Below are 24,899 nucleotides of genomic sequence, written 5' to 3' on the forward strand. Positions count from 1 at the left end.
CCAGGAAACTTCTAGACAGGTCAGCGTGGCACCATGCCGATGATTGGCGACTCTATGGCGTGTCGGCGGTCCACAGCAACACAATCCGCCGCAGACGACGGGATGTGTCGGAGGCCAAGTACCCGTCTGTCAAGGGCGTAACGGCCACAAGGAGGAGCCCGAACTGGGGCGCGAAAAGGTCAAAGGGCGACGATCGCGGCGAGTTGACGTCGGGCTGACCGGGGACGTCGCTCCCTCGCACGGGTCACCGCCGACCTCCGGGACGTCCGGAAGCCGGCGGTGACACGAAGTGGTCATGTCGACCAATGGTGTTGACGTGAACGGTTGACCGGTCGTCCGCTGTTTCCATGACGACTTGTCAACCCGGTCGTCAACCGATCAGCGTGCCCGGATCGCGCATCGGCAGCCCGTGCGCCTCGGCGACCGGCCCGTAGACGACCTCCCCGTCGTGGACGTTGAGCCCCCGGGCGAGCACCGGATCGCGGCGCAGGGCCTCGCGCCAGCCGTGGTTGGCCAGCTCCACGATGTACGGCAGCGTGGCGTTGGTGAGCGCGTGCGTGGAGGTGCTCGGCACCGCGCCGGGCATGTTGGCGACGCAGTAGAAGACCGAGTCGTGGACGGTGAAGGTCGGCTCGGCGTGGGTGGTGGGCCGCGAGTCCTCGAAGCAGCCGCCCTGGTCGATCGCGATGTCGACGAGGACGCTGCCCGGCTTCATCCGCGACACCAGCTCGTTGGAGACCAGCTTGGGCGCCCTGGCACCGGGGATCAGCACCGCGCCGATGACCAGGTCGGCGTCGAGGACGGCCTTCTCCAGCTCGTAGGCGTTGGAGGTGATCGTCCGCACCCGGGTGCCGAAGATCCGGTCGGCCTCGCGCAGCTTGCGCACGTCCTTGTCGAGCAGGGTGACGTGGAAGCCCATGCCGACGGCGATCTGGGTGGCGTTCCACCCGGAGACACCACCGCCGATGACGACCGCCCGGCCGGCGGCGACGCCCGGCACACCGCCGGGCAGCACGCCCCGGCCGCCGGCCGAGCGCATCAGGTGGTACGCGCCGACCTGGGGGGCGATCCGCCCCGCGACCTCGGACATCGGCGCCAGCAGGGGCAGGGTGCGGTCGGCGTTCTCCACCGTCTCGTAGGCGATGGCGGTGGTGCCCGAGCGCAGCAGCGCGTCGGTGCACTCGCGGGAGGCGGCGAGGTGGAGGTAGGTGAACAGCGTCTGGTCCTTGCGCAGCCGGTGGTACTCCTCGGCTATCGGCTCCTTGACCTTCAGCAGCAGATCGGCGCCGGCCCACACCTCGTCGGCCGTGTCCAGGATGACGGCGCCGGCCTCGGTGTACTCCCGATCGGGGATGGCGGAGCCCTCTCCGGCGCTCCGCTCCACGTAGACCTGGTGCCCGTTGCGTACGAGCTCGTGCACACCGGCCGGGGTGATGGCCACGCGGAACTCGTTGTTCTTGACTTCGCGGGGGATACCGACCTTCACGTCGATCACGGTCCTTGTCTGAGGGGTTGCGAATTGGACCGGGGCATACTCCACCGGACCGGCACAATCGGTAGATGTCCGGACGCAGGGGAACAGCCGCAGCTCGGCCAGTTTAATGAAGGGTTTCGCCCTGTCCAGCCTTGCAAAGGGTTGATTTTCTCGCGGATCGCCGACTGTTTCGTAGGCCACTCCGATCGGTGTCCGGTGCGCTTCCGGTATGTTTCCGGTTCGCTTCCGGCCCGGCGCCGTCCCCGACCGCGTCCGGGCCCGACACGGCGCCGCTCCGGCCGGACCGCACCCCGTCCCGCACCACCTCGCTCCCGGCTCAGCCGGCGGGGTCCGGTCCCTCCTCCAGCATCCGACGGACCGGTCCGGTCCGCGAACCGACCGGCCCACCCGCTCCGCGCCCCGCCCACCGGCGGGCCTCGCGGCGGGTGCGCAGCGCGTCCTCGACGCGGCCCGCGTACTCCTGGACGGCCGCGACCTCCTCCAGCGCCCGGGCGTACGCCTCCCCGTCCCGCAGCCGACGGCAGGCGGCCGCCGCGGCGCGACGCGCCCGCAGCGCCGCCTCCCAGTCGCCCGCGCGCAGGTGCTCGGCGCCGATCCGGCCGTGCAGCCGGGCCTCGCCCGCCAGGTCGCCGCGGGTCTGGCACAGGGCCAGGGCCCGTCCGTACCAGTCGATCGACCGTTGCCGGTCGCCCAGGTGCGCGTAGGTCTCCCCGAGGGACTCCAGGGCCCGCGCCGCCGTCGCCTCCGCCCACTCGCCCCGCCTGCCGCCGCGTCCGCCGTCGGCACGGGCGCCGTCGGCCCGGGCGGCCTCCAGCGCGGCCCGGTAGCGCGCCAGGGCCCGGTGGGGGCGGGAGGCGTCGGCGTCGAGGTCGCCGAGGTCGAGCAGGGCCGCGGCACGCTCGGTGTGCAGTCCGCGCCGCTCAGTGACGGGCAGCAGCAGTTCGTAGAGCCGGTACAGCTCGGGGGCGGCCGCCTCGGGACCGCGATGGACGGTCAGGGCCCGGGCCAGGGCCGCTGCCAGCCGCCGGGTGAGGGTGTCCAGCTCGCCGTCGCGGGCGGCGGTACGGACGGCGGCGCGCAGGGCGGGCAGCCGGGTGTCCAACCAGGTCGCCGCGGCGGAGGCGGTGGCGAAGCGCAGCGCGCGCGGCAACTCCTCCGCCCTCCTGCGCGCCGGCGAGCCCGGCGGTTCGGCGACCGCCCGGCAGGACCCCAGCAGCCGTACCAGCCGCTCCAGCATCCGGGCCCGCGCCAACCGCAGGTCGGCGGGGCGCTCGCCGTCCGCCGCCGCGGCCGCCAGCATCGGCGCCAGACAACGGGGGACGGAGTACAGCCCCGGGGTGACGGTGGTGCGCAGCAGTCCGAGCCGTGCGAAGCCCTCCAGGGTCGCCCCGGCGCTCTCCGGCGGACAGCCGCACAGGGCCGCGGCCGTGTGGGCGTCGACGAGTCCGGCGGGAGCGAGGGCCAGCAGGCGCAGGGCGCGGGCCGCGGTGGCCGGCAACGAGTCGTGGACCAGTCGGAACGCCCTCACCAGCGGCCGGGCGACCGCCGTGCGGCGCGCGCGGGGGCGGGGGACCCCGGTGCGGACGGCGCTCGGCACGGAACCCGCCGAACCGCCCGAGGAGCCCGACACGGAGCCGGGGGCCGCCCCGGGGAAGCGCCCCGCGGCGTCGTCGGCGTCCCCGACCGGTTCGGCGTCGGCGGCGTCGTCCTCCTCCACGGCACCGGGCAGCCGGTCGGGCTGGGCCTCGAACCGCCGGGCCGCCTCGGCGACGGAGGCGGCGGGGTGGGCCGCCAGCCAGCCGCCGACCAGGACCAGGGCCGCGGGCCGCCCCCCGCACGCCTCGGCCAGGGACTCGGCGGCGCGCGGATCGACGGTGACGCGTGGGGTGTCCCCGGCCCACCGGTCCAGCAGCGCGACGGCCGAGGCGGTGTCGAGGCCACCGAGCGCGCAGGGGCGCACGTCCGGCACCCCGGTCGGCGGCGTACGGGAGACCACCAGGGCGAGACACTCCCGGTTGTCGGGCAGCAGGCTCGACAGCCGCCCGGGGTCGGCCGGCTCGTCCAGGAGCAGCAGGGCGCGCCGGCCGGCCAGGGCGGCGCGCAGCGCCCCGGTCAACTCCTCCTCCCCCGCTCCGGCCGGCACCGCGGGCACCGGGCCGGTGAGCGCGCCGAGCAGGTCGCGGACGGTGTGCTCGACGGGGACGGGGGTGCCGTCCGGTTCGGTGAGCCGGGCGCGGAGGACTCCGTCGGGATAGTCGGCGGCCACCTGCCGCACCAGTTCCTCGGCCACGGCGGTGCGCCCCGATCCGGGGCGTCCCGTGATCGACAGCACGGGGCAACGGGGGGCCGGGCGGCCGGAGCGGACGTCCGGTCCGGCGCGTCCGACCTCCGCGCGCAGTCGCTCCAGCTCGCGTCGCCGTCCGGTGGGGCCGTCCGTCGCGGCGGTTCCGGGCACGGCGTCGGCGGCGGGGGCCGACCCGCCGGTGTGCACCGCCTGATCCGTCACGGCACGAGGGTAGTTCACCCCGGCCGCCCGTTCCGGGCAACGACGGCCCGGAGGCGGCGGGCCGGAACCGCGCGCGTGCCGCCTCGGGCCGTCGTGTCCGGGGCGCGACCGGGCCCGTCCGGCACCCGGGCCCGTCCGCCCGGGTGCCGGAGCGCGCTCAGGCCTCGAACGGCCGCGCGGGCCAGGGAGCCTGGGCCGGACGCAGCGCCCGGAGCCCCTCCGGACCGGCGGCGCGCGCGGCGGTCAGCGCCAGGACACCGATCGCCAGGCAGTTGTTGTGCAGGTCGCCCGCGAGGACACCGCGGACCAGTTCGGCCAGCGGCACCCGGGTCACCTCCATGTCGGCCTCCTCCTCGGCGACCGCGAAGCGCTCGCCCTCCGCCTCGGAGAGTCCTCGGGCCAGGAAGATCCGCAGCGCCTCGTCACAGCCGCCGGGCGAGGTGTAGACGTCGGTCAGCACCCGCCAGTCCTCGGCCTTGACGTGCGCCTCCTCGTACAACTCGCGCTGCGCGGCGCGCAGCGGGTTCTCGCCGGGGACGTCCAGCAGTCCGGCGGGAATCTCCCACAGCTTGTGCCGCACCGGGTGGCGGTACTGGTTGACGACCAGCACCCGGTCCCGCTCGTCCACCGCGAGGACGGCCACCGAGCCGGGGTGCACCTGGTAGTCGCGGCTGACGACGGAGCCGTCCGGCATCACCACCCGATCGGTGCGCACGCTGGTCTTGTTCCCGGTGAACGGCGTCTCGGAGGCGGTGGTGCGCCACTCCTGCGGAACGTCCCGCAGACGTCCTTCCGTCCGTGCCACGGTTCAGACCTCCTCGGAGCCGGCGCCGACGGCGGCGGCGGTGTCGGCGGCGGCGGCCTGCCGCCGCTCGACGGCGGCCTTGACCAGACCGGCGAAGAGGGGGTGCGGACGGGTGGGCCGGGAGCGCAGCTCGGGGTGGGCCTGGGTGGCCACCAGGTAGGGGTGGGTCTCGCGCGGGTACTCCACGAACTCCACCAGCTTGTTGTCCGGGGAGGTGCCCGAGAACACCAGTCCGGTCTTCTCCAGCTCGGCGCGGTAGTGGTTGTTCACCTCGTAGCGGTGCCGGTGGCGTTCCTCCACGTAGGGCTCGCCGCCGTAGACCTCGCGCACGATGGAGCCCTCGGCGAGCTTGGCCGGGTACAGGCCCAGCCGCATGGTGCCGCCCAGGTCGCCCTCGCCTGCGACGATGTCGAGCTGCTCCTCCATGGTGGAGATCACGGGGGCGGCGGCGGCCTGGTCGAACTCGGTGGAGTTGGCGCCCTCGATGCCGGCCAGGTTGCGGGCGGCCTCGATCACGATGCACTGCAGGCCCAGGCAGAGGCCCAGCAGCGGGATGCGGTTCTCACGGGCGTAGGTGATGGCCGCCACCTTGCCCTCCACGCCGCGCTCGCCGAAGCCGCCGGGGATGCAGATCGCGTCCACGTCGCCGAGCTGCCTGCGCGCCCCGCCGGGCACCCGGCAGTCGTCGGAGGTGACCCACTTGATCTTCACCCGGGCGTTGTTGGCGAAGCCGCCCGCGCGCAGCGCCTCGGTGACCGACAGGTAGGCGTCGGGCAGGTCGATGTACTTGCCGACCAGCGCGACCGTCACCTCGTGCTCGGGCTGGTGCACGCGGCGCAGCAGCTCGTCCCACTGGGTCCAGTCCACGTCGCGGAAGGGCAGACCCAGGCGGCGCACCACGTAGGCGTCCAGACCCTCGGTGTGCAGCACCTTGGGGATGTCGTAGATGGACGGGGCGTCCTTGCAGGCCACCACCGCCTCGTCGTCCACGTCGCACATCAGCGAGATCTTGCGCTTGATGGAGACGGGAACGTCACGGTCGGCGCGCAGCACGATCGCGTCGGGCTGGATGCCGATGTTGCGCAGCGCGGCCACCGAGTGCTGGGTGGGCTTGGTCTTCAGCTCACCGGAGGGACCGATGTAGGGCAGCAGGGAGATGTGGACCACGAAGACGTTGTCGCGGCCGACCTCGTGCCGCACCTGGCGCACGGCCTCCAGGAAGGGCAGCGACTCGATGTCGCCGACCGTGCCGCCGACCTCGGTGATCACCACGTCCACGTCGTCGGTGGCCATCCGGCGGATGCGGTGCTTGATCTCGTTGGTGATGTGCGGGATGACCTGCACGGTGTCGCCCAGGTACTCGCCGCGCCGCTCCTTGGCGATGACGGTGGAGTACACCTGGCCGGTGGTGACGTTGGCCGAGCCGTCGAGGTCGACGTCGAGGAAACGCTCGTAGTGGCCGATGTCCAGATCGGTCTCGGCGCCGTCGCCTGTGACGAACACCTCACCGTGCTGGAAGGGGTTCATCGTGCCGGGGTCGACGTTGAGGTAGGGGTCGAGCTTCTGCATGGTGACCCGCAGCCCCCGTGCCTTGAGCAGGGCGCCCAGGCTGGAGGCGGTCAACCCCTTGCCGAGCGAGGAGGCGACACCCCCGGTGACGAAGAGGTGCTTGGTCGTCATGGATTTGGGCGGCATGGCCAAGAGGGGGCTCCCGTGGTCGCGAGGTGACGTGCGCTTCGGCGGCCCGGCCGGTCGGCGGGGGCGCCGTCGCTGCGGTTCGGGGGTTCTGGTGCCCTCCGCTCCACGGGCTACCAGGGTATCAGCGGCGCGTCGGGGGTGCCGAGCCGCGGCGCCACCGCGGCGCCGGACGTGGCACAGTTACCGGGGCGGGGTTCCGTGGGCGCGCCCCGCGGGCGGGTCCGCGACCGTCGATCCCCGCGAAAGTTGTCCCCCGGAAGGGGTCATCCCCCTAAGGTGACCTCGGCGCGGTACACCGAACCGCGTCGTATCCTGCTCAGACTGTCCACGTGTCCTGTCGCGCACGGCCGCATGCCACCGTGCGCGGTGGCCGCGTGGCAGGACGGAAGACCGCACGTCCCACGGGGCGTACCGCAGTTCGACTGGAGATGCTCGTGGCCGGGCGCATCGAGGATTACGCACTCATCGGGGACATGCAGACCGCCGCCCTGGTCTGCCGGGACGGCTCGGTCGACTGGCTGTGCCTGCCCCGGTTCGACTCCCACGCCGTCTTCGCCGGGCTCCTCGGCACCGAGGACAACGGCTTCTGGCGGCTGGGCCCGGCACACCCCGCCGGGCAGGAGCCGCCGACCGCCACCCGGCGCCGCTACCGGGGCGACTCCCTGGTGCTGGAGTCGGAGTGGGACACCCCGCGCGGCACGGTGCGCGTGATCGACTTCATGCCGCCGCGCGAACACCACGCCCCGCAGTTGGTGCGCATCGTGGAGGGCGTCAGCGGACGGGTGCCGATGCGTTCGGCCCTGCGGATGCGGTTCTCCTACGGCTGGGTGGTGCCGTGGGTGCACAAGGTGGACGGCCGCACCGTCGCCGTCGCCGGCCCCGACTCCGTATGGGTGGACTCCGACGCCGACACCTACGGCAAGGACCTGACCACCTACGCCGACTTCACCGTCGCGCCGGGCGACCGGGTGGCGATGACCATCAGTTGGCAGCCCTCGCACCAGCAACCGCCGCAGCCCGCCGAGCCGGAGACGGCGCTGGCGACGACCGAGGAGTTCTGGCGCGGCTGGGTGGCCCAGTGCACGTACCACGGGCCCTACCGGGAGGCGGTGGTGCGCTCCCTGATCACCCTCAAGGCCCTCACCTACGCGCCCACCGGCGGCATCGTGGCGGCTCCCACCACCTCGCTGCCCGAGGAGATCGGCGGCGTGCGCAACTGGGACTACCGCTTCACCTGGCTGCGCGACGCGGCGATCACCCTGTCGTCGCTGCTGCGCACCGGTTACCGCGAGGAGGCGTTGGCCTGGCGCGAGTGGCTGCTGCGGGCGGTCGCCGGGGACCCGGAGAACCTCCAGATCATGTACGGCATCGCCGGCGAGCGCGAGCTGGGCGAGACGGAGCTGTCCTGGCTGTCGGGCTACGAGGGCTCCCAGCCGGTGCGGGTCGGCAACGGCGCCGCCTCCCAGCTCCAGCTCGACGTCTACGGCGAGGTCATCGAGGCCCTGCACCTGGCCCACATGACCGGCCTGGCCCGCAACGACTACGCCAGCCTCCTCCAGATCAAGCTGATCGGCTACCTCGAAGGCCACTGGACGGAGCCCGACGAGGGGATATGGGAGGTGCGCGGCCCGCGCCGGCACTTCGTCCACTCCAAGGTCATGGCCTGGACCGCGGTGGACCGCACGATCCGCCTGATCGAGTCCGGCGAGGTCGACGGGCCGCTGGAGCGCTGGAAGCGGCTGCGCGACGACATCCACCGCGACGTGTGCGAGAAGGGCTACGACCCCGAGCGCAACACCTTCACCCAGTCCTACGGGTCCAAGGAGCTGGACGCCTCCCTGCTGCTGATCCCGCAGGTGGGCTTCCTGCCGCCGGACGACAAGCGGGTCATCGGCACCATCGAGGCCATCCAGCGCGAGCTGTCCACACCGGACGGCTTCGTGATGCGCTACCCGACCTCGAGCGAAGCGGAGAACCTGGACGGGTTGGCCGGCGACGAGGGCGCCTTCCTGGCCTGTTCGTTCTGGCTGGCCGACGACCTGGCGATGATCGGCCGGGTGGACGAGGCGCGCCGGCTGTTCGAGAAGCTGCTGTCGCTCCGCAACGACCTGGGCCTGCTCGCGGAGGAGTGGGACCCCAGGCTCCAGCGGCAGGTGGGCAACTTCCCGCAGGCGTTCAGCCACGTCCCCCTGATCGACACCGCCCTGCGGCTGACGGCCTCGGGCGCCTACGGCGGCTGACCGGCCGCGCCGGGCCCGGCCCCGCTCCTCCTTCGGGGGCGGGGCCGGGCCCGTACCCGGAGGGGGACGACAGCGGTGGGAGCGCTCTCATGGACGTCTCCGCAGATCGTTTCCCACCGGGGGTAGCGTCAGGAACCCGCGAGAGAAGGAGTTGCGTCGTGCACGGTCCCAGACCCACCCTCGAAGCGGTCGCCGCCCACGCCGGGGTGTCCCGGGCCACCGTGTCGCGCGTGGTCAACGGGGGCGCCGGCGTCCGCAAGGCCCTGCGCGACCGGGTCCAGGCGGCCGTGGCCGAACTCGGCTACGTGCCCAACAGCGCGGCCCGCAGCCTGGTCACGCGCCGCACGGGGGCGGTCGCCGTGGTGATCGCCGAACCGGAGACCCGGGTGTTCTCCGACCCCTTCTTCGCCCAGCAGCTGCGCGGCATCAGCCGCGAGCTGTCCGCCTGCGACACGCAGCTGCTGCTCCTGCTGCTGGAGGGCCGCACCGACTACGACCGCATCGGCCGCTACCTGGCGGGCGGGCACGTGGACGGCGCGCTGATGTTCTCGCTGCACCGCGACGATCCGCTGCCGTCGATGGCCGCCGTCTCCGGACTGCCGACGGTCTTCGGCGGACGGCCGGGCTGGCCCGGCGCCGAGACCGACCCCGATCTGCTGTACGTGGACACCGACAACCGCGGCGGCGCCCGACAGGCGGTGGAGCACCTGCTGGAGCGCGGACGGCGACGGATCGCCGTGATCACCGGCCCGCTGGACCAGACCTCCGCCCAGGACCGGCTCGACGGCTACCTCGACGCCCTGGGCGTCACCGAGGCGGACCCCGCGCTGGTCGCCCACGGGGACTTCACCGCCGAGGGCGGCGAACGCGCCATGGCCGAACTGCTGGACCGCTCCCCCGACCTGGACGCCGTGTTCGCCGGCAGCGACCTGATGGCCTCGGGCGCGCTGCGGACACTGCGCGCCCGAGGCCGTCGGGTGCCCGAGGACATCGCGGTCGTCGGCTACGACGACCTGGAGCCGGCCGCCTGGGCCGATCCCGCGCTGACCACCGTGCGTCAGGACGTCCAGGAGATGGGCCGGATGATGGCGGGCCTGCTGCTGCGGCGGCTGGGACTGGGCGCCGACGGAGCCCCGCGCGAGGAACCGCCGGCCCCGGTGGTCACCCCGGCCCGGCTGATCGTGCGCGACTCCAGCTGACCCGACCCCGGGCGCGGCCCGCCCGACCGGTGGCGGCGCGTCAGGGCCGTCAGGACCGTCAGGAGCCCTGCACCAGCTCGTCGTACAGGCTCAACGTCTGGGCCACGGTCTCGTCCTCACTGGGCCAGGTGGCCGCCTGGGCACGCCCGGCCCGGGCCAACCGGCGCCGCAGTCGGGAATCGGCCAGCAATCCGGCCACCGCGTCCGCCAGCGCGTCCGCGTCGCCATAGGGCACCAACAACGCCGCGTCGCCCACCAGTTCGGGCACGCCGCCCACCGCGGTCGCCACCAGCGGCACCCCCGCCCGCAACGCCTCCTGCGCCACCAGCGCCCGGCCCTCCCAGCGCGCGGGCAGCACCACGACGTCGGCGATCGCCGGCAGCTCCAGCGCGTCCTCGCGTCGCCCCAGCAACCGTACGGGCAGGTCCTCGGCCTCGATGCGGCGCTGCAGCACCGGACGCTCGGGCCCCTCCCCGACGACGGCCAGCAGCGGTGGCGGGTCGAGCCGGCGCCAGGCGCGGGAGGCGGTCAGCAGCGTGGAGTGGCCCTGTCGGGGCACGAGACGGCCGACGGAGACGACCAACGGGCGTCCGGTGACACCGAGTTCGGCGCGCTTCTTCTCCCGCTCCACCTCCGCCCCGTCCGCCGGCCCCCGACCACGCGCGGGGAGGGGCGCGGGGAGGGGGAGGTCCGGCGGGCCGCCGGAGCCGGCGCGCGGCACGGCCGGCGACACCGGAGTCAGCCGGGCGTCGCGGGCACCGTGGCGACGGGCCCGGTCCACCAGGTCGGAGGTGGTGCCGAGCACCACCCGGGCGGACCGCACCACCCGGCGTTCCACCAGCCGCGTCAACCGGGCCCGCACCCCCACGGACTGGGCCCGGGCGTGCCAGGTGACCACCAACGGCGCCCGGTGCCGTCCGCACAGCGCCAGGACGGTGGGCGCACCGCCCCGCAACCCGTGGGCGTGCACCACGTCGGCGTCCGCGCACACCGCGCGCAACACCGTGACCGTCTCCGCGTCCGTGCGGCCGGTCAGGGCCACGAAGCGAGCGCCGGCGGCGGTGAAGCCGTGGTCCCGGTCGGTGCCGCTCGGGGCACAGACGGTCACCCGCAGCCCGCGCGCGGTCATTCCGGCCGCCAGGGAACGCACATGGGCCAGGACACGGGCGCTGCGGCCGCCGATCACCTGCACCACGTGCAGGGACGGTCGGCCGCGCGGCGGGGCCGGTGGACTGCTCACGGGGGCGTCGGGCTCCTGGGTCGAAACTCGTGGACGGCCCGGGACGGCCCGGGCCGCGGGGGGCACGGTGTGCCGCGTCCAGGATGCCACTCGCGGCCCCCGCGCCACGCCGTTCGCGCCGTGAAAACCCCGGCGGACCCCGGCGGACCCCGGCGGGGCTCCCGGCTCCCCGGCCCGAGGGACCTCAGATACCGGCCCGCGCCGTCTCCAGCAGTTCCTCGGCGTGGGCGCGGGCGAGTTCGGAGTCCTCCTGCCCGGCCAGCATCCGGGACAGCTCCCGCACCCGCTCGTCGTCCCGGAGCGTCTTCACCCCGCTGCGCGTCACCGAGCCGTCGGAGGTCTTCTCCACCACCAGATGACGGTCGGCGAACGCGGCGACCTGCGGAAGATGGGTGACCACCACGACCTGAGCCGACTTCGCCAGCCGCGCCAGACGCCGGCCGACCTCGACGGCCGCCTTGCCGCCGACGCCGGCGTCCACCTCGTCGAAGAGGTACGTCGGCACCGGGGCGGTGCCCGCGAAGACGACCTCCACCGCGAGCATCACCCTGGACAGCTCACCGCCCGAGGCACCCTTGGCGATCGGACGGGGCGGGGCGCCGGGGTGCGGGGCGAGCAGCAGCTCGACGTCGTCCACCCCGTGCGGACCGAAGGTGACCGACCGACCGTCCACCTCGATCCCCGCGTCCTCGTCGGCGGTCTCGTGCTGCCGCAGTTCCACGGTGACGCGGGCGTACGGCATGGCCAGCTCGGCCAGCTCGGCGGTGACGGCGTCGGCGAACCGCTTGGCCGCCTCCTTCCGCGCGTCCGTCAGCCGCTGTGCGAGGCCGGAGAGCCGGGCCCGCAATTCGTCGCGCTCGGCGGCCAGGGCGTCGATCCGCTCGTCGTCGCCCTCCAGCTCCGTCAACCGCGTGGCGCTCTCCTCGGCCCAGGCCAGCACGGCGGTGACGTCCTCGCCGTACTTGCGGGTCAGGTGGGCCAGGGCGGCCCGCCGCTCCTCGACCGCCGCCAGCCGCAGCGGGTCGGCGTCCAGGTCGTCGGCGTAACCGGCCAGTTCACCGGCGACGTCCGCGAGCAGGATGCCCACCTCGCCCAGCCGGTCGGCCAACGCCGCCAGCGCCGGGTCGTGCGACCGCACGGCCTCCAGGGCCCGCTGGGCGCCCGCGACCAGCGCGGTGGCGTCCACGGCCTCGGGGTCGGCCGGATCGCCGACCAGGGCGCCGTGGGCGGTGGCGGCGGCCGATGCCAGGGCCTCGGCGTGTCCCAGACGCTCGGCCTCGGCGGCCAGCTCGGCGTCCTCGCCGGGCCGGGGCTCGGTGGCGGCGATCTCCTCCAGCCCAAAGCGCAGCAGATCGGCCTCCTGGGCGCGCTCACGGGCGCGGGTCGTCAGCTCCTCCAGCCGGGCGCGGACCTCGCGCAGCCGCCGGTACGCCTCGGTGTACTCCGCGAGGGGGACGGAGACCGCCTCGCCCGCGTACCGGTCCAGCGCCTCGCGCTGCCGGGCCGGGCGCAGCAGCCCCTGCTGGTCGGTCTGCCCGTGCACGGCCACCAGGTCCTCGCCCAGCTCCGCCAGCAGCCCGACGGGCGCCGAGCGGCCGCCGACGTGGGCGCGCGAGCGCCCCTCGGCCGAGACCGTCCGGCTGACCAGCAGCGCCCCGTCGTCCAGCTCCGCGCCGGCTTCCTCGGCCCGCCGCAGCGCCGGGGCTCCGGGTGGGAGCTGGATCCGGCCCTCCACCACGGCGGCCCTCGCACCGGCCCGCACCAGGGCGGCGTCCGCGCGGCCGCCGAGCAGCAGCCCCAGACTGGTGACGACCATGGTCTTGCCCGCGCCGGTCTCGCCGGTCACCGCGGTGAAGCCGGGGGACAGCTCGACGACGGCGTCATCGATCACGCCCAGGGCCCGAATCCGCATCTCCTCCAACACGGATACGACCATACGAGGTTCCGCCGCCGGATCCCCACTCGCGGTGCGGGCCCGGGCCCCGTCCCGGAGGCACGCTACCGGGGCGCTCCGCGCCAACCGGCCACCGGGAGGGCGAACTTGGCCACCAGGCGGTCGGTGAACGACGCGTGGTGCAGCCGGGCCAACCTCACCGGCACCTTGCCGCGTCGCACCTCCACCCGGGCCCCGGCCGGCAGCTCCACGGTGCGTCGTCCGTCGCACCACAGGACGCCGTTCGGGGTCTGCGGCTGCACCTCCACGGCCAGCACCGATTCGGGGGTGGTCACCAGCGGCTTGGCGAACAGCGCGTGGGCGCTGATGGGCACCATCAGCAGCGCCTCGACCTCCGGCCAGACCACCGGGCCGCCGGCGGAGAAGGCGTAGGCGGTGGAACCGGTCGGCGTGGCACACACGACGCCGTCGCAGCCGAAGCGGGAGACGGGACGGCCGTCGACCTCCGCGACGACCTCCAGCATCCGCTCGCGGGCGGCCTTCTCCACCGACGCCTCGTTCAGCGCCCAGTCACGGTGCACGACGGCCCCGTTGTTGCGGACGAGGACGTCCAGGGTCATCCGCTCCTCGACCTCGTAGGAGCGCGTGGCGACCCGACGCACCACCTTGTCCAGATCGTCGCGCTCGGCCTCGGCGAGGAAACCGACCCGGCCGAGATTGACGCCCAGCATCGGCACGCCCGAGGCACGGGCGAACTCGGCGCCGCGCAACAGCGTCCCGTCGCCGCCGAGCACCACGATCAGCTCGCAGCCCTCGACCACGTCCCCGTGGCCCTCGTCGGCGGCCTCGACCGTCTCCACCGACGACGGCAGCGACAGGTCGGCCGCCTCGTCCACCGGCACCCGAGCGCCGATGCCGTTGCGCAGCAGCCCCTGGACGACGAGTTCGGCGCTGCGGATCGCGGCGGGACGGCCGGTGTGGGTGAGCAGCAGGACGGTCCGCTCGGCACCGGACGCGTCACCGGTGCGGGCGGCGTTCCCGCCGAGCCGGGCGTTCTGCCGCCCGTTCCGTGCGCTGTGCGTGCTCCGTGTCGTCACTGGGGACCCTCCGCCACGGCTCGGTCGACATCGGCTGGGTCGAGCTCGGGCGCCCCGGCCCGCAGCCACAGGAAGTACTCGACGTTACCCGAGGGGCCCGGGAGCGGACTGGCGGTCACCCCGAGCACGCCGAACCCCAGCCCGAAGGCCTGGCCGGCGACGGTGCGGACCGCCTCGGCGCGCAGCGCCGGGCTGCGGACCACGCCCCCGCTGCCCAGCCGCTCCCGGCCCACCTCGAACTGTGGCTTGACCATCAGCACCAGGTCGGCGCCGGGCGCGGCACAGCGCGCCAGGGCGGGCAGCACCAGGCCGAGCGGGATGAAGGACAGGTCGCCGACGACGAGGTCCACCGGTTCGCCGCCGATCTCCTCCAAGGTCAGGTCCCGCACGTTGGTGCGGTCCTTCACCACCACCCGCTCGTCGCTCCGCAGCGACCAGGCCAACTGCCCGTAGCCGACGTCGACCGCGACGACCCGCGCGGCACCGGCGCGCAGCAGGACGTCGGTGAAGCCGCCGGTGGAGGCCCCGGCGTCCAACGCCCGCCGCCCGGCCACGGTCAGACCGCGCGGGGTGAACGCCTCCAGGGCGCCGGCCAGCTTGTGTCCGCCGCGCGAGACGTAGTCCGGGTCGCCGACGTCCTCGGTCACCACGATGGCCGCACCGGTCTCCACCTGGGTGGCGGGTTTGGACGCGGTGGCGCCGCCGACGGCGACCCGCCCCGCGGCTATCAGCCGGCCCGCGTGCTCACGCGAGCGGGCCAGGTTGCGGCGCACCAGTTCGGCGTCGAGCCGGCTGCGCCGGCCGCGCTGGTTTCGTGACGCTGCCACGTACGGTTCAGCTCCCGGGGTCGTGCGGTGCGCCGGGCTCGGGGGGCCCGGGTCGCCGGTCGAGCGCGGTCAGGATGTCACGCAGACCGCGGTGCACATCCTCGTACACCTCCAGGTGACCGGAGACGGCGAGGTGGTCGGCGTCCGCCAGGCGGCGCAGCCCGGCGTCGACCCCGGCGTGCCCGGTGGGGGTCACCTCCACCCCCAGGGGGCGGGGCCCGTCACCGGGCGCGGTGCCCCCCGGTCCCGAAGGCCTCGGGACCTCCGCGACCGACCCGCTCTCCGCTCCGGGCCGCACCGCCGTCCGCGGCCGTGGTCCCGTCTCCGGCGTCCTGCCGGACATCGGCTCGTCCATGCCCCCGACGCTACCCGAGCGGCACCCTCCACGGCGGCGGGCACTCCCTTCTTGGACACCCCCTCCTGCGGTACCGTCGTAAGGCGATGGCGACCACGGAGCAGTGCCGCAAGGCCCTCGAACGACTGGCGAGGAACCTCGCCGAGGCGAACGACGACGTGCGCGGGGCCACCGCCCTGGAACGCTCGATCAGCTGCCACCTCACCGATCTGGACACCACCTTCACCGGTCGGCTCGTCCACGGACGCATCGAGGACATGGCCGTCGAACCCGGACCGCCCTCCGAACGCGCCCAGGTCAGGCTGGCGATGGCCGGCGACGACCTCGTCTCCCTGGTGGAGGGCAGGCTGGAGTTCGCCCGTGCCTGGGCCCGGGGCAGGGTGCGGTTGGAGGCGGGACTGCGGGACCTGATGAGGCTCCGCTCGCTGCTCTGACGCCCACTGCTCCGACGCCCGCCGCCACGGCCCCGGGCCTCGGGGGCACCCGGGCGGAGCGGACCGCGGGACACCCGGAACCGGTGCGGACCGGACGGCACCGGACGATGATGGCCGCATGACGACCACTTCCCGCGCCCGCTCGTTCGACAGGGCCGCCGCCCTCTACGCCGCGAACCGCCCCTCCTACCCGGCCGGCCTGCTGGACGCCGTCGAGGAGCTGTCCGGCCGCCCCCTCGCCGGCGCTCGGATCGCGGACGTCGGCGCCGGTACCGGCATCCTCACCGCCCTGCTGCGCGCCCGCGGCGCCCGCGTCGTCGCCGTGGAGCCGGGGGCCGGCATGGCCGCCGAGTTCCGCCGTGCTCTGCCCGACGTCCCGCTCGTGCACGGCGACGGCGACCGACTCCCCCTGGCCGCCGCCTCCGTCGACCTGGTCACCTACGCCCAGGCCTGGCACTGGACCGACCCGGACCGGTCGGTGCCCGAGGCCCTGCGCGTCCTGCGTCCCGGCGGCGCCCTGGCCGTGCTGCGCAACGACTCCGACGAGTCCGTTCCCTGGATCGCCGACCAGGCCGACCGACTGCGCCGCTCCCTCGGCATCGACGAGGACACGGCGCGGGAGGAGCGCGTGCGGTCCCTGCCCTCCGGGCCGGACTTCGCCGTGCGGCGGGTCCGCTGGTCCCGTCGGGTGCCCCTGGAGACCCACCTGGCCAACCTCGCCAGCCAGTCCCACCTCCTCGTGCTCGGTCGGGAGCGCGCCGCCGCCGTCCTCGACGAGGAGCGGGAACGACTGGCGCGGCTCTTCCCGGACGGGACGGTCGAGGAGGCCTACGTCGCCGCCGCGAGCGTCACCGTCCGCTGACGCGACCGCCGGTCCGGGCACGTGCCCGCACCGGCCCGGACGGTACCGACCGGAGCCGCCGGAAGCCGTCTCACAGTCCGAGCGCCGAGAGTGCCCTGTCCGTCTCGGCGCGGCACGTGCCCGCCCCGGCCTCGGTCCACGCCGCCGCGCACAGCGCCCGCAGCCCGTCCACCGGGTCGGGGCCCCCGCCCGCCAGCACCAGGGCGGCGCCGCGTACCGAGGCCGTCCAGCCGCCGCACGCGAACCCGCCGTCCCCGTCCCCCGCCACCTCGGGCTGCGGCCGGTGCAGCGCCCGCAGATCGGCCGCCACGTACGTCGGCCGGTGCTCGGGGCGGGCCCGGAGCAGCTGCGCCGCGTCCGTCACCCCGGTGAGCACCAGCAGCGAGTCCACGCCGCCCGCGTGGGCGCCCTCGATGTCGGTGTCCAGCCGGTCCCCGACCACCAGCGGCCGCCGCGCGCCCGTCCGCAGGATGGTCTCCCGGTGCATCGGCGGCAGCGGCTTGCCGGCCACCCTCGGCTCGGGCGCCGGACGCATCCACCGCGTCGCGATCCGCACCACCTCGACGGCCGCGCCGTTGCCCGGGGCGATGCCTCGACCGCTGGGGATGGTCAGGTCCGTGTTGGACGCGAACCACGGCAGTCCGCGCCCCACCGCGATGGCCGCCTCCGCCAACCGTCCCCAGGGCATCTCCGGGCCGCCGTACCCCTGTACGACCGCCACCGGGTCGTCGTCCGCCGACTCCACCGGTTCCAGACCGCGCTCGCGCAGCGCCACCACCAGGCCCTCGGCGCCCACGCACAGCACCCGCGCCCCCGGCGGCAGCTCCTCGGCGATCATCCGTGCCACCGCCTGAGCCGAGGTGACCACCTCCTCCGGGTCCGCAGGCACCCCGAGCCGGGTGAGGTGCTCGGCGACGGTGACGGGGGTGCGCGCGGCGTTGTTCGTCACGTACGCCGACCGCATCCCGGCCTCCCGGGCCGCCGCCAGCGCCCCGACCGCGTGCTCCACGGCCTCGCCGCCCGCGTAGACCACCCCGTCCAGATCCAGCAGTGCGGTGTCGTACACCCCGCTCAACGGGCTCCCGCAGCCCTCGGGCCGGGTGCGTATCGGGCGGTGGGATCCTGCCGTCGTCATCGTCTTGCCGCTCCTCGCGCCGGTCGTGCTCCCCCGATCATCCCCCACTCCGCACCGGGGACATAACATGCACCAATGCTGCGTACCCCGGGCCCCGACCACCCCTCCGGTGGCCTCCGTCTCGTCCCCTTCCGCGGCCTGCGCTACGCCCCCGACCGGGTCGGCAGCCTCGCCGCCGTGACCTCGCCCCCGTACGACGTCGTCGTGCGCCCCGACGGCCTGCGCCACCTCCGAACCGCCGACCCGTACAACATCGTCCGGCTGATCCTCCCGGAGTCCGCCGACCCCACGACCCGCCACCGCCAGGCGGCGGAGACCCTGCGCGGTTGGGAGGCCGAGGGCGTCCTCGTCCGCGATCTCCGCCCGGCCCTGTACGTGTACGAGCAGCGCCGCGGCGACGTCCTCCAGCGCGGCCTGATCGGCGCCCTGCGGCTGACCCCGCCGGAGGAGGGCGTCGTCCTGCCGCACGAGGACGTGATGCCGGAGGTCGTCGAGGACCGCGCGGCCCTGATGCGCGAGACCGCCGCCAACCTCGAACCGCTGCTGCTCTCCTACCGCGGCGACGGCACCGCGACCGGCGCCACCGCCGTCGTCGAGCGCGCCACCGCCGGCCCTCCGCTGCTCTCCACGACCACCGAGGACGGCTTCTCGCACCGGCTCTGGGCGGTCACCGACCCCGACGAGCTCGCCGAGGCCGACCGCGACCTCTCCCGCCGTCAGGCCCTCATCGCCGACGGGCACCACCGCTGGGCCACCTATCTGCGGCTGAGGGCCGAGCACGGCGAACCCGGACGCGACGGGGCCGGCGGCGACTTCTGGGACCACGGCCTGGTGCTGCTGGTCGACACCGCCCGTCACCCGCTGCGGGTACAGCCCATCCACCGGGTGCTGTACGGCATACCGCCGTCCGACGCACTCGCCCGGCTGGGCGGCGCCTTCCGCGTCCGCACGGTCGACGGCCCCCTGCCGCGCGCCCTGCGGGCCCTGGAGTCCGTGCCCGGCAACGCCTTCCTGCTGGCCGGCGACGGCACCTTCCGCCTGCTCCACGCCCCCGACCCCGCCCTGCTCGCCCGCACCGTCCGCGACGACCGGCCGGAGCGGTGGCGGCGGCTGGACGCCACGGTGCTCCACTCCACCCTGCTGGGCGCCGTCTGGCGGGTGCCGGACCGTCCTTCGGAGATCGGCTACCTCCACGACGCGGACGCGGCCGTGGAACAGGCCGAGCGGCGAGGCGGTTCGGCGGTGCTGATGCGCGCGGTCGCCGAGGACACCGTCCGCGAACTGGCCCGGCTGGGCGTCACCATGCCGCGCAAGTCGACGTCCTTCGGCCCCAAACCGGCCACCGGGCTGGTGCTGCGCGCGCTGGAGGACGGCCACCGGGGCGCGGGGACGGGCGGCTGAACAGCCGACGGCCCGGGGCCGCCCGCCCCGGAGAGCCGAGGAGGGCGGGCCCGCCGTGTCGACGGGCCCGCCCTCCTGGTCACATCACGCCGTCCTTGGCACCTCGGGGGAACGTCCTCGGCGGTCGCGTCCTCAGCGGTTGTCGTCCGCCTCGTCCGCACCGCCCACGCGCCCATCGGAATCCTCGGCTTCGGCCGGGGCCGTCGCCCCACCGAGCGGAGGCTCCTGCGGACCGCCCTTCCGGGCCTCCCCGTCGCCGTCGCCGGGGTCTTCCGCCGGCGCGTCGTTGACCGGCAGGTCGGTGTCCTCCGCGTCCGGGTCGAGCGCGTCCACGAACTCCACCCCGTCCAGTTGGGCCAGCCGGTCCGAGGCGTCGGTCATCCCACCCTGGTCGGACTCGAGAGCCCTGGCGAACCACTCGCGGGCCTCCTCCTCACGTCCCACGGCGAGCAGGGCGTCGGCGTACGCGTACCGCAGGCGCGCCGTCCACGGCTGGGCGGAGTTCGAGGCCAGCTCGGGGCTCTGGAGGGTGACCACGGCGGCTTCGGCCTGCCCCATGTCGCGACGCGCTCCGGCCGCGACCAGCCGCATCTCCACCTGGCCCGCCTTGTCGAGCCTCTGCACCTCGGGTTCGCCCGCCATGGCGAGGGCCTTCTCCGGACGGCCCAGGCCCCGCTCGCAGTCGGCCATCACGGGCCACAGGTGAGAGGAGCCGGTCATCCGACGGGCCGCGCGGAACTCGGCCAGTGCCTCGGCGTACTTGCCGACGCCGTAGGCGGCGAACCCGGCGGCCTCGCGCACCGCGGCGACCCGGGACGCCAACCGCAGCGCGACCTTCGCGTAGCCGTACGCCTGCTCCGGGTCCTCGTCCAGCAGCTTCGCCACCATGACGAGGTTCCTGGCGACGTCCACGGCGAGCGTCTTGGGCAGGCTCATCAGTTCCTGCCGCACGTCCTTGTCCAGCTCGTCCCCGGTGATGTCCTCCGGGATCGGCAGACGCTTCAGCGCCTCCCGTTCCTGACCTCGGTCACGCCGGCGGTCGTCCTGCCGGTGGCCGGCACGGCCGCCGTCCCGCTGCCCGCGGTAGCCACCCCGGTCGTCGCGGCCCCGGCCGCCGCCCTGACCGTAGGGGCGCCGCCCTCGGTCGTCGTCCCTACGCGGCCCCCTCGACCGATCGTCCCGCCGGTCGTCACGCCGGTCGTCCCGACGATCGTCACGCCGGTAGGAGGGCCGGTCGTCCCGCCGGAAACCACCCCGCTCGTCATCACGGCGGAAGTCCCGCCGCTCACCACGTCCCTGCCCCGGACCACGATCCCGGTCATCCCGCCGGTACGAGGGCCGGTCATCCCGCCGGTACGAGGAGCGATCATCCCGCCGGAAACCACCCCGCTCACCACGCTCGTCATCACGACGGAACCCACGCGGACGATCCCCACGGTCCCCCCGCTCGTCACGACGGTCATCACGCCGGTCGTCGCGGCCCCGGCCGCCGCCCTGACCGTAGGGGCGCCGCCCTCGGTCGTCGTCCCTACGCGGCCCCCTCGACCGATCGTCCCGCCGGTCGTCACGCCGGTCATCCCGACGATCGTCACGCCGGTAGGAGGGCCGGTCGTCCCGCCGGAAACCACCCCGCTCGTCATCACGGCGGAAGTCCCGCCGCTCACCACGTCCCTGCCCCGGACCACGATCCCGGTCATCCCGCCGGTACGAGGGCCGGTCATCCCGCCGGTACGAGGGCCGGTCGTCCCGCCGGTACGAGGAGCGATCATCCCGCCGGAAACCACCCCGCTCACCACGCTCGTCATCACGACGGAACCCACGCGGACGATCCCCACGGTCCCCCCGCTCGTCACGACGGTCATCACGCCGGTACGGGGACCGGTCCCCACGACGGTCGCCTCGATGCTCGTCGCGACGGAAGCCGTCTCGCCTCCCGCCACTGCCCTGGTGTCGCGGCCTGTCGGGCCTGCCGGACTGTTCCTCGGGTGGATTGGGCATCGCTGTGGCTCCTGTCATGGGGTGGTACACGTTCATTGTCGAATGCGGAGATTCTCGGACACAAAAGCAAAAGGGCCCTTGGTCCCAGCATGTACGCTGGGACCAAGGGCCCTTCAAAAATTGTTCGGCGGCGTCCTACTCTCCCACACGGTCCCCCATGCAGTACCATCGGCGCTGAAAGGCTTAGCTTCCGGGTTCGGAATGTAACCGGGCGTTTCCCTCTCGCCATGACCACCGAAACACCATCCGAGTGTTCCTAGCGAACAAGCACACTGTTCAATTGGAAACCTCGAAAATCCGGAGAAACCGGTCGTGGTCTCAGAACCCACACAGTGGACGCGAGCATCTACGGTCAAGCCCTCGGCCTATTAGTACCGGTCGACTCCACCCCTCACGAAGCTTCCATCTCCGGCCTATCAACCCGGTCGTCTCCCGGGAGCCTTACCCCCTGAAACGGGGTGGGAGTCCTCATCTCGAAGCAGGCTTCCCGCTTAGATGCTTTCAGCGGTTATCCCTCCCGAACGTAGCCAACCAGCCATGCCCTTGGCAGAACAACTGGCACACCAGAGGTTCGTCCGTCCCGGTCCTCTCGTACTAGGGACAGCCCTTCTCAAGACTCCTACGCGCACAGCGGATAGGGACCGAACTGTCTCACGACGTTCTAAACCCAGCTCGCGTACCGCTTTAATGGGCGAACAGCCCAACCCTTGGGACCGACTCCAGCCCCAGGATGCGACGAGCCGACATCGAGGTGCCAAACCATCCCGTCGATATGGACTCTTGGGGAAGATCAGCCTGTTATCCCCGGGGTACCTTTTATCCGTTGAGCGACGGCGCTTCCACAAGCCACCGCCGGATCACTAGTCCCTGCTTTCGCACCTGCTCGACCCGTCAGTCTCACAGTCAAGCTCCCTTGTGCACTTACACTCACCACCTGATGACCAACCAGGCTGAGGGAACCTTTGGGCGCCTCCGTTACCCTTTGGGAGGCAACCGCCCCAGTTAAACTACCCACCAGACACTGTCCCCGATCCGGATCACGGACCCGGGTTAGACATCCAGCACGACCAGAGTGGTATTTCAACAACGCCTCCACACACACTGGCGTGCATGCTTCACCGGCTCCCACCTATCCTACACAAGCCGAACCGAACACCAATATCAAGCTGTAGTAAAGGTCCCGGGGTCTTTCCGTCCTGCTGCGCGAAACGAGCATCTTTACTCGTAGTGCAATTTCACCGGGCCTATGGTTGAGACAGTCGAGAAGTCGTTACGCCATTCGTGCAGGTCGGAACTTACCCGACAAGGAATTTCGCTACCTTAGGATGGTTATAGTTACCACCGCCGTTTACTGGCGCTTAAGTTCTCAGCTTCGCGGTACCGAAGCACCACTAACCGGTCCCCTTAACGTTCCAGCACCGGGCAGGCGTCAGTCCGTATACCTCGCCTTACGGCTTCGCACGGACCTGTGTTTTTAGTAAACAGTCGCTTCTCGCTGGTCTCTGCGGCCACACCCGGCTCGGAGTGCAAGACTCGTCACCAGACATGGCCCCCCTTCTCCCGAAGTTACGGGGGCATTTTGCCGAGTTCCTTAACCATAGTTCACCCGAACGCCTCGGTATTCTCTACCAGACCACCTGAGTCGGTTTGGGGTACGGGCCGCCGTGCAACTCGCTAGAGGCTTTTCTCGACAGCATAGGATCATCCACTTCGCCACCATCGGCTCGGCATCGGGTCTCACCCCTACACGAGGGACGGATTTACCTACCCCTCGGGCTACACCCTTACCCCGGGACAACCACCGCCCGGGCTGGACTACCTTCCTGCGTCACCCCATCACTCACCTACTACCGGATCGGACCGTCGGCTCCACCACACCCCGCACCCGAAGGCACGAGAGGGCTTCACGGACTTAGCATCACCGGGCTCGGCCCTTGCGCTCCACAGCGGGTACCGGAATATCAACCGGTTGTCCATCGACTACGCCTGTCGGCCTCGCCTTAGGTCCCGACTTACCCTGGGCAGATCAGCTTGACCCAGGAACCCTTGGTCAATCGGCGCAGGAGTTTCCCACTCCTGTATCGCTACTCATGCCTGCATTCTCACTCGTGTACCGTCCACAACTCGCTTCCACGGCTGCTTCACCCGGCACACGACGCTCCCCTACCCATCGACACCCTCGTTGGAGGTTACTGTGCCGATGACACGACGTCGGCGGTGTGCTTGAGCCCCGCTACATTGTCGGCGCGGAATCACTTGACCAGTGAGCTATTACGCACTCTTTCAAGGATGGCTGCTTCTAAGCCAACCTCCTGGTTGTCTCTGCGACTCCACATCCTTTCCCACTTAGCACACGCTTGGGGGCCTTAGTCGATGCTCTGGGCTGTTTCCCTCTCGACCATGGAGCTTATCCCCCACAGTCTCACTGCCGCGCTTACCACTTACCGGCATTCGGAGTTTGGCTAAGGTCAGTAACCCGGTAGGGCCCATCGCCTATCCAGTGCTCTACCTCCGGCAAGCAACACACGACGCTGCACCTAAATGCATTTCGGGGAGAACCAGCTATCACGGAGTTTGATTGGCCTTTCACCCCTAACCACAGGTCATCCCCCAGGTTTTCAACCCTGGTGGGTTCGGGCCTCCACGACCTCTTACAGCCGCTTCACCCTGCCCATGGCTAGATCACTCCGCTTCGGGTCTTGGGCACGCTACTCAATCGCCCTGTTCGGACTCGCTTTCGCTACGGCTCCCCCACACGGGTTAACCTCGCAACATACCGCAAACTCGCAGGCTCATTCTTCAAAAGGCACGCAGTCACGACCGCAAGTGCAAGCACTCACGGCGACGCTCCCACGGCTTGTAGGCACACGGTTTCAGGTACTATTTCACTCCGCTCCCGCGGTACTTTTCACCATTCCCTCACGGTACTATCCGCTATCGGTCACCAGGGAATATTTAGGCTTGACGGGTGGTCCCGCCGGATTCACACGGGATTTCTCGGGCCCCGTGCTACTTGGGTGGTCCTCAAACGAGCCGCACAGATTTCGACTACGGGGGTCTTACCCTCTACGCCGGGCCTTTCGCATGCCCTTCGCCTATCCATACGGTTTCTGACTCGTCCGGCCGCCGGCAGACGACCGAAGAGAACTCCCACAACCCCGCACACGCAACCCCTGCCGGGTCTCACACGTGAACGGTTTGGCCTCATCCGGTTTCGCTCGCCACTACTCCCGGAATCACGGTTGTCTTCTCTTCCTGCGGGTACTGAGATGTTTCACTTCCCCGCGTTCCCTCCACACTGCCTATGTGTTCAGCAGCGGGTGACAGCCCATGACGACTGCCGGGTTTCCCCATTCGGACACCCCCGGATCACAGCTCGGTTGACAGCTCCCCGGGGCCTATCGCGGCCTCCCACGTCCTTCATCGGTTCCTGGTGCCAAGGCATCCACCGTGCGCCCTTAAAAACTTGGCCACAGATGCTCGCGTCCACTGTGCAGTTCTCAAACAACGACCGGCCCACTGTCACCCCACCCCACGGGCGAGTACACCGGGTCCGGAACCCAAGGGAACCACGACCTCACGGCCGCACCCTCAGACACCCAACAGCGCGCCCGACACCCACGGCCGCCCACCTCTCCGTTCCACGCCCACCCCTCCGAAGAGAGACCGAGCAGTACTGGAAGAGACGAACCCACCACGAGCACCGACTAGTC

At 72.4% G+C, this 24,899-nt stretch carries 17 protein-coding genes and 2 rRNA genes; 5 read left to right on the forward strand and 14 right to left on the reverse strand.

Features of this window, described 5'->3' with window-relative positions:
* Positions 1-370: 370 nt before the first annotated feature.
* From ald to F0L17_RS04540, 4 genes are all read right to left on the reverse strand, one after another.
* Complete coding sequence (ald, locus tag F0L17_RS04525; protein WP_162466734.1) at positions 371-1,486, reverse strand: alanine dehydrogenase; 1,116 nt, start codon at positions 1,484-1,486, stop codon at positions 371-373.
* A gap of 325 nt (positions 1,487-1,811) precedes the next feature.
* Positions 1,812-4,001, reverse strand: coding sequence for an AAA family ATPase (locus tag F0L17_RS04530; RefSeq protein WP_162465786.1), 2,190 nt, complete (start codon positions 3,999-4,001; stop codon positions 1,812-1,814).
* A 157-nt stretch (positions 4,002-4,158) separates the two neighbouring features.
* Positions 4,159-4,806, reverse strand: coding sequence for an NUDIX domain-containing protein (locus F0L17_RS04535; protein ID WP_338017945.1), 648 nt, complete (start codon positions 4,804-4,806; stop codon positions 4,159-4,161).
* 3 nt (positions 4,807-4,809) lie between these two features.
* Positions 4,810-6,501 carry a CTP synthase gene (locus F0L17_RS04540; protein ID WP_155070063.1) on the reverse strand — a complete coding sequence of 564 codons (1,692 nt, stop codon included), beginning with the start codon at positions 6,499-6,501 and terminating at the stop codon, positions 4,810-4,812.
* Positions 6,502-6,932: 431 nt separating this feature from the next.
* Between F0L17_RS04540 and F0L17_RS04545 the strand changes: the two genes are divergently transcribed.
* Together F0L17_RS04545 and F0L17_RS04550 are read left to right on the forward strand one after the other, a co-directional pair.
* Positions 6,933-8,744, forward strand: coding sequence for a glycoside hydrolase family 15 protein (locus F0L17_RS04545; RefSeq protein ID WP_155073143.1), 1,812 nt, complete (start codon positions 6,933-6,935; stop codon positions 8,742-8,744).
* A gap of 158 nt (positions 8,745-8,902) precedes the next feature.
* Positions 8,903-9,943, forward strand: a complete 1,041-nt coding sequence (locus F0L17_RS04550) for a substrate-binding domain-containing protein (protein WP_162465787.1) — start codon at positions 8,903-8,905, stop codon at positions 9,941-9,943.
* 58 nt (positions 9,944-10,001) lie between these two features.
* On the opposite strand, the gene F0L17_RS04555 is transcribed toward F0L17_RS04550, so the two are convergent.
* From F0L17_RS04555 to F0L17_RS04575, 5 genes are all read right to left on the reverse strand, one after another.
* The gene (locus F0L17_RS04555; RefSeq protein ID WP_162465788.1) at positions 10,002-11,183 is read right to left on the reverse strand and encodes a glycosyltransferase; all 1,182 of its coding nucleotides are present in this window, start codon (positions 11,181-11,183) and stop codon (positions 10,002-10,004) included.
* A gap of 184 nt (positions 11,184-11,367) precedes the next feature.
* On the reverse strand, positions 11,368-13,119 hold the full coding sequence (gene recN, locus F0L17_RS04560) for a DNA repair protein RecN (RefSeq protein ID WP_155070065.1): 1,752 nt from the start codon (positions 13,117-13,119) through the stop codon (positions 11,368-11,370).
* A gap of 62 nt (positions 13,120-13,181) precedes the next feature.
* Positions 13,182-14,069 carry an NAD kinase gene (locus F0L17_RS04565; RefSeq protein ID WP_155073145.1) on the reverse strand — a complete coding sequence of 296 codons (888 nt, stop codon included), beginning with the start codon at positions 14,067-14,069 and terminating at the stop codon, positions 13,182-13,184.
* A 101-nt stretch (positions 14,070-14,170) separates the two neighbouring features.
* Complete coding sequence (locus F0L17_RS04570; protein WP_162465789.1) at positions 14,171-15,001, reverse strand: TlyA family rRNA (cytidine-2'-O)-methyltransferase; 831 nt, start codon at positions 14,999-15,001, stop codon at positions 14,171-14,173.
* Between the two features lie 7 nt (positions 15,002-15,008).
* The gene (locus tag F0L17_RS04575; RefSeq protein WP_155070066.1) at positions 15,009-15,356 is read right to left on the reverse strand and encodes a hypothetical protein; all 348 of its coding nucleotides are present in this window, start codon (positions 15,354-15,356) and stop codon (positions 15,009-15,011) included.
* Positions 15,357-15,442: 86 nt separating this feature from the next.
* Between F0L17_RS04575 and F0L17_RS04580 the strand changes: the two genes are divergently transcribed.
* Positions 15,443-15,790, forward strand: coding sequence for a sterol-binding protein (locus F0L17_RS04580; RefSeq protein WP_155070067.1), 348 nt, complete (start codon positions 15,443-15,445; stop codon positions 15,788-15,790).
* Positions 15,791-15,908: 118 nt separating this feature from the next.
* On the forward strand, positions 15,909-16,652 hold the full coding sequence (locus F0L17_RS04585; protein ID WP_155070068.1) for a class I SAM-dependent methyltransferase: 744 nt from the start codon (positions 15,909-15,911) through the stop codon (positions 16,650-16,652).
* Between the two features lie 70 nt (positions 16,653-16,722).
* Here the strand turns inward: F0L17_RS04585 and F0L17_RS04590 are convergent, their stop codons facing one another.
* A complete protein-coding gene (locus F0L17_RS04590) occupies positions 16,723-17,787 on the reverse strand; it encodes an HAD hydrolase-like protein (protein WP_155070069.1) in 1,065 nt (354 codons plus the stop codon).
* Between the two features lie 75 nt (positions 17,788-17,862).
* Here F0L17_RS04590 and F0L17_RS04595 point away from each other — a divergent pair, with 75 nt between their 5' ends.
* Positions 17,863-19,188, forward strand: coding sequence for a DUF1015 domain-containing protein (locus F0L17_RS04595; protein WP_155070070.1), 1,326 nt, complete (start codon positions 17,863-17,865; stop codon positions 19,186-19,188).
* Between the two features lie 132 nt (positions 19,189-19,320).
* Here F0L17_RS04595 and F0L17_RS04600 read toward each other — a convergent pair whose 3' ends face one another.
* The 4 genes from F0L17_RS04600 to F0L17_RS04615 form a co-directional block, all read right to left on the reverse strand.
* On the reverse strand, positions 19,321-20,139 hold the full coding sequence (locus F0L17_RS04600) for a tetratricopeptide repeat protein (RefSeq protein ID WP_338017946.1): 819 nt from the start codon (positions 20,137-20,139) through the stop codon (positions 19,321-19,323).
* A 50-nt stretch (positions 20,140-20,189) separates the two neighbouring features.
* Entirely contained in the window at positions 20,190-21,128 is a 939-nt protein-coding gene (locus F0L17_RS27985) for a hypothetical protein (protein WP_155070071.1), read from the reverse strand.
* Positions 21,129-21,308: 180 nt separating this feature from the next.
* Positions 21,309-21,425: ribosomal RNA gene (gene rrf, locus F0L17_RS04610) — 5S ribosomal RNA — on the reverse strand.
* 109 nt (positions 21,426-21,534) lie between these two features.
* Positions 21,535-24,658 (reverse strand): 23S ribosomal RNA (locus F0L17_RS04615).
* Between the last annotated feature and the right edge of the window lie 241 nt (positions 24,659-24,899).

Source organism: Streptomyces taklimakanensis (assembly GCF_009709575.1).
Lineage (GTDB): Bacteria > Actinomycetota > Actinomycetes > Streptomycetales > Streptomycetaceae > Streptomyces > Streptomyces taklimakanensis.

Bases quoted from the DNA above. Each gene is read 5' to 3' on its own strand.
- F0L17_RS04540 (WP_155070063.1), bottom strand. From the start codon at position 6,501: ATGCCGCCCAAATCCATGACGACCAAGCACCTCTTCGTCACCGGGGGT.
- F0L17_RS04545 (WP_155073143.1), top strand. From the start codon at position 6,933: ATGCTCGTGGCCGGGCGCATCGAGGATTACGCACTCATCGGGGACATG.
- recN (WP_155070065.1), bottom strand. From the start codon at position 13,119: ATGGTCGTATCCGTGTTGGAGGAGATGCGGATTCGGGCCCTGGGCGTG.
- F0L17_RS04575 (WP_155070066.1), bottom strand. From the start codon at position 15,356: ATGGACGAGCCGATGTCCGGCAGGACGCCGGAGACGGGACCACGGCCG.
- F0L17_RS04580 (WP_155070067.1), top strand. From the start codon at position 15,443: ATGGCGACCACGGAGCAGTGCCGCAAGGCCCTCGAACGACTGGCGAGG.
- F0L17_RS04585 (WP_155070068.1), top strand. From the start codon at position 15,909: ATGACGACCACTTCCCGCGCCCGCTCGTTCGACAGGGCCGCCGCCCTC.
- F0L17_RS04590 (WP_155070069.1), bottom strand. From the start codon at position 17,787: ATGACGACGGCAGGATCCCACCGCCCGATACGCACCCGGCCCGAGGGC.
- F0L17_RS04595 (WP_155070070.1), top strand. From the start codon at position 17,863: ATGCTGCGTACCCCGGGCCCCGACCACCCCTCCGGTGGCCTCCGTCTC.